The 8,263-nt window shown below is 44.5% G+C and carries 8 protein-coding genes; 1 reads left to right on the top strand and 7 read right to left on the bottom strand.

From position 1 onward, the window contains the following. Positions 1 to 335: 335 nt before the first annotated feature. The 7 genes from hpf to flaG form a co-directional block, all read right to left on the bottom strand. Positions 336 to 905, bottom strand: a complete 570-nt coding sequence (hpf, locus tag ABE021_RS09765; RefSeq protein ID WP_430288357.1) for a ribosome hibernation-promoting factor, HPF/YfiA family — start codon at positions 903 to 905, stop codon at positions 336 to 338. Positions 906 to 1,026: 121 nt separating this feature from the next. Then, positions 1,027 to 1,389, bottom strand: coding sequence for a PilZ domain-containing protein (locus ABE021_RS09760; RefSeq protein ID WP_430288355.1), 363 nt, complete (start codon positions 1,387 to 1,389; stop codon positions 1,027 to 1,029). Between the two features lie 227 nt (positions 1,390 to 1,616). After that, entirely contained in the window at positions 1,617 to 3,089 is a 1,473-nt protein-coding gene (locus tag ABE021_RS09755) for a methyl-accepting chemotaxis protein (RefSeq protein WP_430288354.1), read from the bottom strand. Between the two features lie 134 nt (positions 3,090 to 3,223). Then, on the bottom strand, positions 3,224 to 3,577 hold the full coding sequence (locus tag ABE021_RS09750) for a flagellar protein FliT (protein ID WP_430288353.1): 354 nt from the start codon (positions 3,575 to 3,577) through the stop codon (positions 3,224 to 3,226). Further along, positions 3,574 to 3,975: a flagellar export chaperone FliS gene (gene fliS / locus ABE021_RS09745; protein ID WP_430288352.1), complete on the bottom strand. Its 402-nt coding sequence runs from the start codon at positions 3,973 to 3,975 to the stop codon at positions 3,574 to 3,576. The genes ABE021_RS09750 and fliS overlap by 4 nt, the downstream gene beginning before the upstream one ends. A 34-nt stretch (positions 3,976 to 4,009) precedes the next feature. Continuing rightward, positions 4,010 to 5,518 (bottom strand): flagellar filament capping protein FliD, encoded by a 1,509-nt coding sequence (gene fliD, locus ABE021_RS09740; protein WP_430288351.1) that lies wholly within the window; start codon positions 5,516 to 5,518, stop codon positions 4,010 to 4,012. Between the two features lie 14 nt (positions 5,519 to 5,532). Then, a complete protein-coding gene (gene flaG, locus ABE021_RS09735) occupies positions 5,533 to 5,895 on the bottom strand; it encodes a flagellar protein FlaG (protein ID WP_430288349.1) in 363 nt (120 codons plus the stop codon). 229 nt (positions 5,896 to 6,124) lie between these two features. On the opposite strand from flaG, the gene ABE021_RS09730 reads away from it, so the two are divergent. Next, positions 6,125 to 8,104 carry a methyl-accepting chemotaxis protein gene (locus ABE021_RS09730; RefSeq protein WP_430288347.1) on the top strand — a complete coding sequence of 660 codons (1,980 nt, stop codon included), beginning with the start codon at positions 6,125 to 6,127 and terminating at the stop codon, positions 8,102 to 8,104. Positions 8,105 to 8,263: the final 159 nt, after the last annotated feature.

Genomic DNA, 8,263 nt, shown 5'->3' with positions numbered 1-8,263 from the left:
TCGATTAAAGACACTTAAGCGCTTAATGTATGGTCGAGCAAGCTTTCAAGTCTTGGAAAAGCGAGTATTGTATCACCTGTAATTATTTTCAAAAAATAATCAGTCAAGACGTAATAGGTAAGAGGCTAACTCCCCGTTTTCGCGTAAGAACCATTCCCTTGATCATGTTCCACACCGTTTGAGCAGATTACTCTTGACTCGACCGTTCTCATCCTTATTTCTCTGTGTAATCTTCATCGTTCAGAACTGATAGGCGGGTATACACAAAAAGTAATCTCCACACTTCATTGCACACAAAAAACCGCCCCAACTTTCGGGCGGTTTCCATTCATTCGTTAATTAGCTCCAGTTTCGATCAAGCCATACTTGCCGTCACGGCGCTTGTAGACAATGTTAGTCGAGTCCGATTCGCCATCAGTGAAGATGAAGAAATCGTGTCCGAGCATGTTCATTTGCAGGATGGCTTCTTCCTGATCCATCGGCTTCAAATCGAGTTGCTTTGTACGGACAACGTTAAAATCGTTCTCGTCATCTGTATCGTCTTGTGTTTTGGATCCATTTTCCATTGTCGCCTGCAAGAATGCACCGACACCTTCACGTTCACGGAATTTGCGATTCACTCTTGTTTTATATTTACGGATTTGACGCTCGAGCTTATCGACGATCAAGTCGATCGCTGCGTATAAATCTGTATGACGTTCTTCTGCACGGAGTGTCAAATTTTTCATTGGAATTGTAATTTCAACTTTAGTCTGCTTATCGCTGTATACTTTCAAGTTCACATGAGCTGTCGCTTTCAACGACTCAGTGAAGTACCTTTCCAGTTTACTGACTTTCTTCTCGACGTGCTCTCGGATTGCTGGAGTAACCTCGATGTTTTCGCCACGAATGTTGAAGTCTAACATATAAACTCCTCCTTTAATTTGACCCTATCTCTATCTTCTCCATTGCCCGATCATAACCCTTCTTTTTTGTGTGAAAATTAAAAAGAATATTGTCGGATGCTGCCGAAGTGCTTTTCAAGCTTTAGCGTTCAGCTTGCCTGCGAAGCTTCAGATCATTGACGATTGCTTGGGCCACCGCTTCGTTCTCGTCAAAATCGATGCCATATACCCAACCGTTTCCAACCGCTTCCTTCCAGACGATGACACCATCTGTCTCGATGGGCTGTTGAAATACGCTGAACCGCAGCTTGAGAGCGACTTCGTCTCGATTTACCGGGATACTGAACGACGTTTCCATACGGGTTCCGCCTGGACTAATATCCAGTAACTTGGAGTCGCCGGTTCCGGTTCCAGGGCGATCGCTGTTTTTAAGGTAAATACTGAATTCTGCCGGGACAGGCTCGTTAAAGGGGAACCGGAATGCTTCATCACGTTTGTAATGCATATCTTCACGCTCCATTCACTGCTCTAGTCCCTTCAGTATATCAAATAGTTACCAGCTTCGCGTCCCCATTTTTCCGGATACCTTGGCAGGTGCTCCGTCCTCTACTATTACCGAACAGTCCCGTTCCGAAACCTCTTTCTTGGAAAGTAGGCGTCGTCTACAATATGATACTGAACGACTTCTCATGTATAAAAAAACCCCACCTAGCAATTGCTGGGCGAGCGTAGTTAACGATGCAGGTTGACCGCTTCATTATGTGTATCCTGTAAATAGCGATCGATTTCACTTTGTTCATCCACGAGGTGCGTCAATGTCGCATCCAGCTCTTCGATTGCTGCGGTGCTCTCTTCAATAACGGATGCGAATTCCATCGTGCGCCCACGGATTGTATCCGTATGACCCGTGATTTCTTTAAACGATTCGATGAATGACTGCATTTCTTTCTGCAAATCACGCATTTCCCCATGCAATGCAGTGAATGTCGTATTCGAAGAGTCCGCTACTTCCGTCTGCTGAGAAATCTGTTCTTTCCCAGCTGAAAGTTTGGACACGGCCAGTTCGTTGAACGTGTTCACTTCAGAAAGGTTGGCATCGATTTTCGATAAAGTATGATCCGTCATACCCGCAAGCTTCCTGATTTCATCCGCCACGACAGCGAAGCCTTTTCCGTGCTCGCCTGCTCTAGCAGCTTCAATGGAAGCATTCAATGCCAGCAGATTCGTTTGGTCTGTTATCTCTTTAATGGAACCTGCAAACGCATTCGTTTCAGCAATCTTTTCGGATAACACCAAAAACGTTCCATTCAGCTCTTCAAAAAATTGTGCAAATGCATCTATGCCACTTTTCAATCCGGCAATCCGGGAACTTCCATCACCTGCTCGTTCTCCCGCTTCAGTCGCTTTTTGGACAAGTACTGTAAGCCCGCCGGAAATTCTCTCAACTGACTCATGTGTCTGTTCGGAGCGTTCCGCAATATCGGATATATGGTCGGCCTGATGCTGGCTAGCTCCACTCACCTCTTGAATCGCTGTCAGCATTTCACGTTGAGCGCATAAAGAGGTCTCGGAAGAATCACGAAGTCTGCTTAGATTCCCAGTGATTTTCTCAACTGCCACGTCCAATCGTTTCGCAAGCTCCGCCTCTTCTTTCCTGAGCTTTTCCGTTTGCTCCGTAACGCGTTCAATCTCCGAGAAGTTCTTCGCATTTTGGCGTACGACAAGCATGAGAATCAATCCACTTAAAAAATGCAGTAATAGTAAATTCGCACCACTCCCGTCCACTAAGTCCGGGGAGACAAACACCATATTATTCAAGACCAGGGCGATGAGGCTGAGCACATAAGCGAAACCCATAATCAGGACGCGACCATGGATTCCACCGAACATCAATAAGAAAAAAATTATGCCAATAGAACCCAAATTCGCTTCGGACAATAAGATAACTCCCAGCGATACAGCAAATGTAGAGACGATTAATATGTAAGGTAAACTTTTCGTCAGCCATTTCGTTTTCGTGAAACGGAATGCAACATAAAACGCACTGCCAATCAATAAGGGGATCAATACAGATAAGATGGTAGCCATATTAGACCCCATAATCAGTTGCGCAATCAGTCCCAGTCCACCCCCAACCGCAAAACCGGTATACAAAATATGATTCTTTCGAAGCCAATCCTCTAGTTTCAACTGTTCAATTGTCATAAAAACACCTCTAGTTGATTTTTTTGCCAATCCGTTATTACCATTATACTTGAATAGAATTCATTCGATAATAGGCAATAAGGTACACGAATGGTCAAAAAATCCGACGAATGCATCCATTCGCCGGATTTTTCTTATTGTTTCGTATCATAAAAAGTGCCGTCACGGGCAACTTTGCTGTATGGATTGACGTAACTGCGCACACCGTCTTTTTTTGTCTGGGACGTGGAGAGGTCTTTTCGAATCGCAGTGAGATAGCTTTCCAACTTCACAGCGACCTTCGACTCCTGAATCACCAATTCTTTACCGAACGCCTCTTCTTCCACGGAAAAAGGAGGCTGGATGCTCGGCTGCAATTGCTCCCGTTCATCTAAAATCGCTTCTATGGAAAGGATCATCGCATCGCGGTGATCGTCATCATTTGAAATGGGAAGTGCAAGCAACCGATCCGTTGCGTCTTTCCATTTCATAAGTTCGGGTCGAATCATATTTCACTCACATTGCCGTATTGCTTCTGGCGATTCAATTGAATGACTTGCTTCCACGTATCCCGGAACTCCGTAATGATTTCCGCAGCTTCCTCAAACAGCTTGGAATCATTTTTAATGTTTCCATCGATAAGGCGGCTGTTCGCAAATTCATACAGCACGAGCATGTCCTTCGCTACAGGGAACGAAGCATCCAATGTGATCATCAGTTCAGAAATAATCGCCTGTGCTTTCTGCACAGCCGTATTCTTCTGTTCGATCTGACCCAAGTCCGCTGCGCGCTTCGCTTGTTCGATGAACTTCAAACAACCGTTATACAGCATTAAAGTCAATTCCCCAGGCGTCGACGTCGTAACAGAATTATTTTGGTACGTAGCGTACGGATTATGCATGACCATTTAGTAAACTCTCCTTTTGTATAGCGTGTTTCACTTAAGCCCCGCCACCGAGTGCAGACATTAAACTCGCCGATTGCGCATTCGCTCGCTGGATAGCATTTTCCATGGCATTGAACTGTTTCCAATAGCGGGATTCAACCATTTTCATACGAGTTTCGAAGTTCTCAATTTGTTTGTTCATGGCGTCCAGAGTACGACCGAGGGAAAAGGCTTTGTTGCTGTCGCCTATTTTGCCGGCGCTTTTTTGGATAGCAGCTTGAGAAGCGTCGACAGTTGCTCGCAACTGTCTAGCAATTCCTTGGTTCTTAGGATTTGTTTCATCCTGATTGTTAAACAACTTTTCAACACTTTGAGGATTTTCAGCAATTGCAGCTTTTAACTTTTTCTCATCTATTACTAGTTTACCATGTTCTAAATAGTTGCTGGAAGTTGTAATTCCAATAGAGCTGAGATTTATCGTTTCGGGTTTTCCATCAGCTTTCGTGTTCCCTGTCGGTATTGGCTGATTCAAAACATTTCTCATTGCAGATAACAACTTCGAGATTTCAGGATCATTACGCAACGTACCACTCATTGCTTTTTCTTCCCAAAGTTCGATTTCCTTCTCCTTCATGTCAGCTTTTTGTTCTGTAGATAATGGTTGGAAACTACGATACTTAGGTTCACGAATTTTTTTATTGAGATCTTCGATTAACTTGTTGTAGTCGTCGACGAAGCCTTTAATAGTGTCAAAAACTTTTTCAGTATCTGTCGTGGAGTTAAAGGTAATTTCTTTGTTGTTTGCAGCTTTTAGAGTGAACTCCATTCCATCAAGTTCAAAAGTATTGGATTCACGTTCTATTCTCATTCCATTATAATGGACAATCGCATTTTCCCCCGCGTTAAATGTTGCTGCTTTACCTGGAGGAAATATTTCAGAAGGTACGGAAGGATCCGAAGAGGCGCCTCGCAAACTTAGCGTACTTGTTAGGTCTTCGCCTGACTTAAACTTAATTTCTATTGAACCGATACCACTGTCTTTAGCAGACATACCTATTTTCCCGGAAACAGAATCATAAAATGCTCTGACTCCACTTTGTTCAGTAATCTTTTTCACGATAGCATTAATATCATCATCTTTTGCAAATTTCACGTCAACAGATGTTCCATTTGGTGATGTAATAGTTAATTCGGCATCAGCTGCTAATTTCACTTTAGCATGCCCATCAATTTCACCACTTTGCATAGTCGCATTAGTCGCAAGTTGTTCTACCTTGATTTTTCCAGAAAAATCATCAGCATTACCTTTTGATTTGATCGATACATCATCAGGCGCAGAAATACTAACATTCTTCTGATTAAAGTTCTTCGACAAAATGGAGTTATCAAATAGCTTCGTACTATAACTTTTCAAATCCCGATTCGCACTGCGATAATCGTTCAACTGCCACTCAAAATACTGTTTCTTCTGTGTCACTTTATCCAACGGGATGCGCTGGGCTTTCATTAAGTCTTTAATAATCGATTCGGTATCGATTCCGCTGGCTAGTCCACCAATTCTCATATTGAAACACTCCTTTAGATTTTACGGTCGATGAGCAGGCCGAGGAATTTTTTCATTTCCGCGTGCATGTCCATTAGTTTTTTGGATGGGATCTCCCGGATCACTTCATCGGTTTTTGAGTCCACAATCGTCACATAGTATTCGTGCAATTCGTCGTGCATTTTGAACCGTAGCTGCGTGTCCACGCTTTCCAGGAACTGATTCAACCCTGCCGTCACTTCTTTGGCTTTCTTGATGGGTAACTCTAGTTCTCCAGATGCTTGCTGTTGTGCTTGGTCGTTAATGGCTTCAACTTTTGTCACAATTCCGGATACTGTTCCATCCGCAGGTCCCGCCGCATGTTGCCGGTCGTGACCTCCCCCTATTTGACTGACCATTTCTCCGTCCTCCTCTAGCGTCACACATATCTAGTTAGTATATCGGCAAAGCTGGGGAGAAGTTTACAGTGGATTTTGGCCTGGCCCTGTATTTCAGAAACGGTCACAAAATATTTTGCGCGGCAGTATGCAACCGATTATAATTTTCTGTCTTATCTCCGTCCCTAAACTTTTAGATTTTCCTTCCGAAATAGGCTTTGTACATATAATAGAAGAAAGAAGGAAAATCATGACAAAATCTCTTAAAACTAAAATCATCTCAGCCGCGCTCGCACTATTTTTAGTCGGTGTTCTGCTGATGGCTTTTATGCTGAACGGGATGATTAAGCTCCGCTCCGTGGAACGGGTCATCAGTTCCAGTGAAGGAACGACAGATCAGATGTCCGATTCAGTTGAAAATTTCTTATCACAATACAGTAAAGGATTGACATTCCTTGCTGACTCAAATGAAATAGAGGACTTCACCTTATCGAATGAAAGTGCCGCTGCCGAAGCTCTTCTTCAAAAACAGCTTGAACTTTTTCTTGGCACGTACGATGATGCCGTTGCGGTCTACTTTTCGGCGCCTTCAAAACACACTGTACAATTTCCGAAAGGGGACATGACTTCATTCGACCCGACAGAACGTCCTTGGTATCAGTTGGCCGCTGCTTCTCCTGGTAAAATTCAGTGGTCCCCACCCTATCCTGACGAAGCAACCGGCAATCTGATGACAACCGCTTCACTGGCTGTTGAAAACAACGGGAAACTAGCCGGAGTGGCGGCAGTGGACCTGGAACTGACTGCAATTTCCGAGATGCTGAATGCTACGGCCATCCCTTATGACGGACAACCGTTTTTGTTTGATAAAGAAGGGACGGCTCTTTCTCATCCTACGAATACCGGAGATAGCTTGATGGACTTATCCTATGTGAAAGACATGTATAGTTACGAACAAAGCGATTTTGCTTACAACGAAAAAGGGAAAGAGATGATCAGTGTTTTCACTACACTTCCATCGTTCGGTTGGAAAGTCGGAACCGTATACGAAAAAGAGAACTTGATGGGGATGGCGAAACAGCTGAGAACTTCCATCCTGATGATCTCTTCCATTGTTTTAGTAGTTGTGGCTGTCGTGTTGTATTTCCTAATCGGTAGGCTGCTGAAGCCGATCGCCCGACTGCGTGCTCTCATGGACGAAGTAGCGGCAGGCGATCTTACCGTCCAGTCAGACATTCAGACGAAAGACGAAATCGGCCAGTTAAGTACGAACTTCAATCAGATGATTACGAATATGCATGGCATCATTTCAGTTGTAAACCAATCCGCTGACAATGTCCGGACCAATTCTGAAAGCTTGAGTGCGGTCGCTGAAGAAACGAATGCATCCAGCTCTGAAGTCGCACATGCAGTGAGTGAGATTGCACACGGCGCTTCAAAATCTGCAGAAGATGCTGAAACCGTTTCGGAACGGGCTGACGAACTAGGCCGGCAAATAAACGGCATTACAGAACGTGCAGTTTCCATGAATGAAATCGCAGTCCGTACTGGAGATATGAACACCAACGGACAAACTCAAATGGCACAGCTTCAGAAGACATTCCAGTCGTCAGGCATGAACTTGAAAACGATGAACGAAGCGATTATGACACTTAGCGAAAAAGTGAAAGCCATCGGTGGTGTGATGGACACAATCACGGATATTTCATCCCAGACGAATCTGTTAGCACTGAATGCAAGCATTGAAGCTGCGCGTGCAGGCGAACACGGGAAAGGGTTTGCGGTCGTAGCGGAAGAAGTGCGGAAACTTGCAGAGCAGTCGGCACGCGCTACGAAGGATGTACAAGTAACTGTCCAGCAGCTCCAGGAAGAATCGGTTCTTGTGACCGCACAAATGGAAGAGACCATCACGACATTCCGTGAACAAGGCTTGGTTGTCCAGGAAACGGAGACGACGTTTGGCGACCTCTCCGCATTAATGGAAGATATGCAAACCTCGATCCATTCGATTTCCGAGGAGATCGAGACTGTCGCCCGCCATAAAGAGGAGGTTGCCTCCACCATCCAAACGATGGCAGCCACTTCACAAGAAACGGCGGCAGCATGCGAGGAAGTAAGTGCGTCAACAGAAGAACAGCTGCGCGCCATCCAGTCCGTGACGGACGCAGCGGAGACATTGACGAACTTGAGTGAAGAGTTGAGTCATGCGATCGACCGATTTAGAGTATAAAAATCAAAAGAGGGGCTGCCGATTGATCTGGCAGTCCCCTTTTTACTTATTAATTTAAATCACCCATATCAAATGAGGATATCGTTTCATCCCATCTGCTCACTCTCCTTCGTTTTATAAACTTAATCCTCTATCAAGACTCTTCTTGCCTCATGAAAT

It is taken from the genome of Sporosarcina gallistercoris, assembly GCF_050459885.1.
GTDB lineage: Bacteria > Bacillota > Bacilli > Bacillales_A > Planococcaceae > Sporosarcina > Sporosarcina gallistercoris_A.
This window is presented reverse-complemented; position numbering and strand designations above follow the sequence as displayed.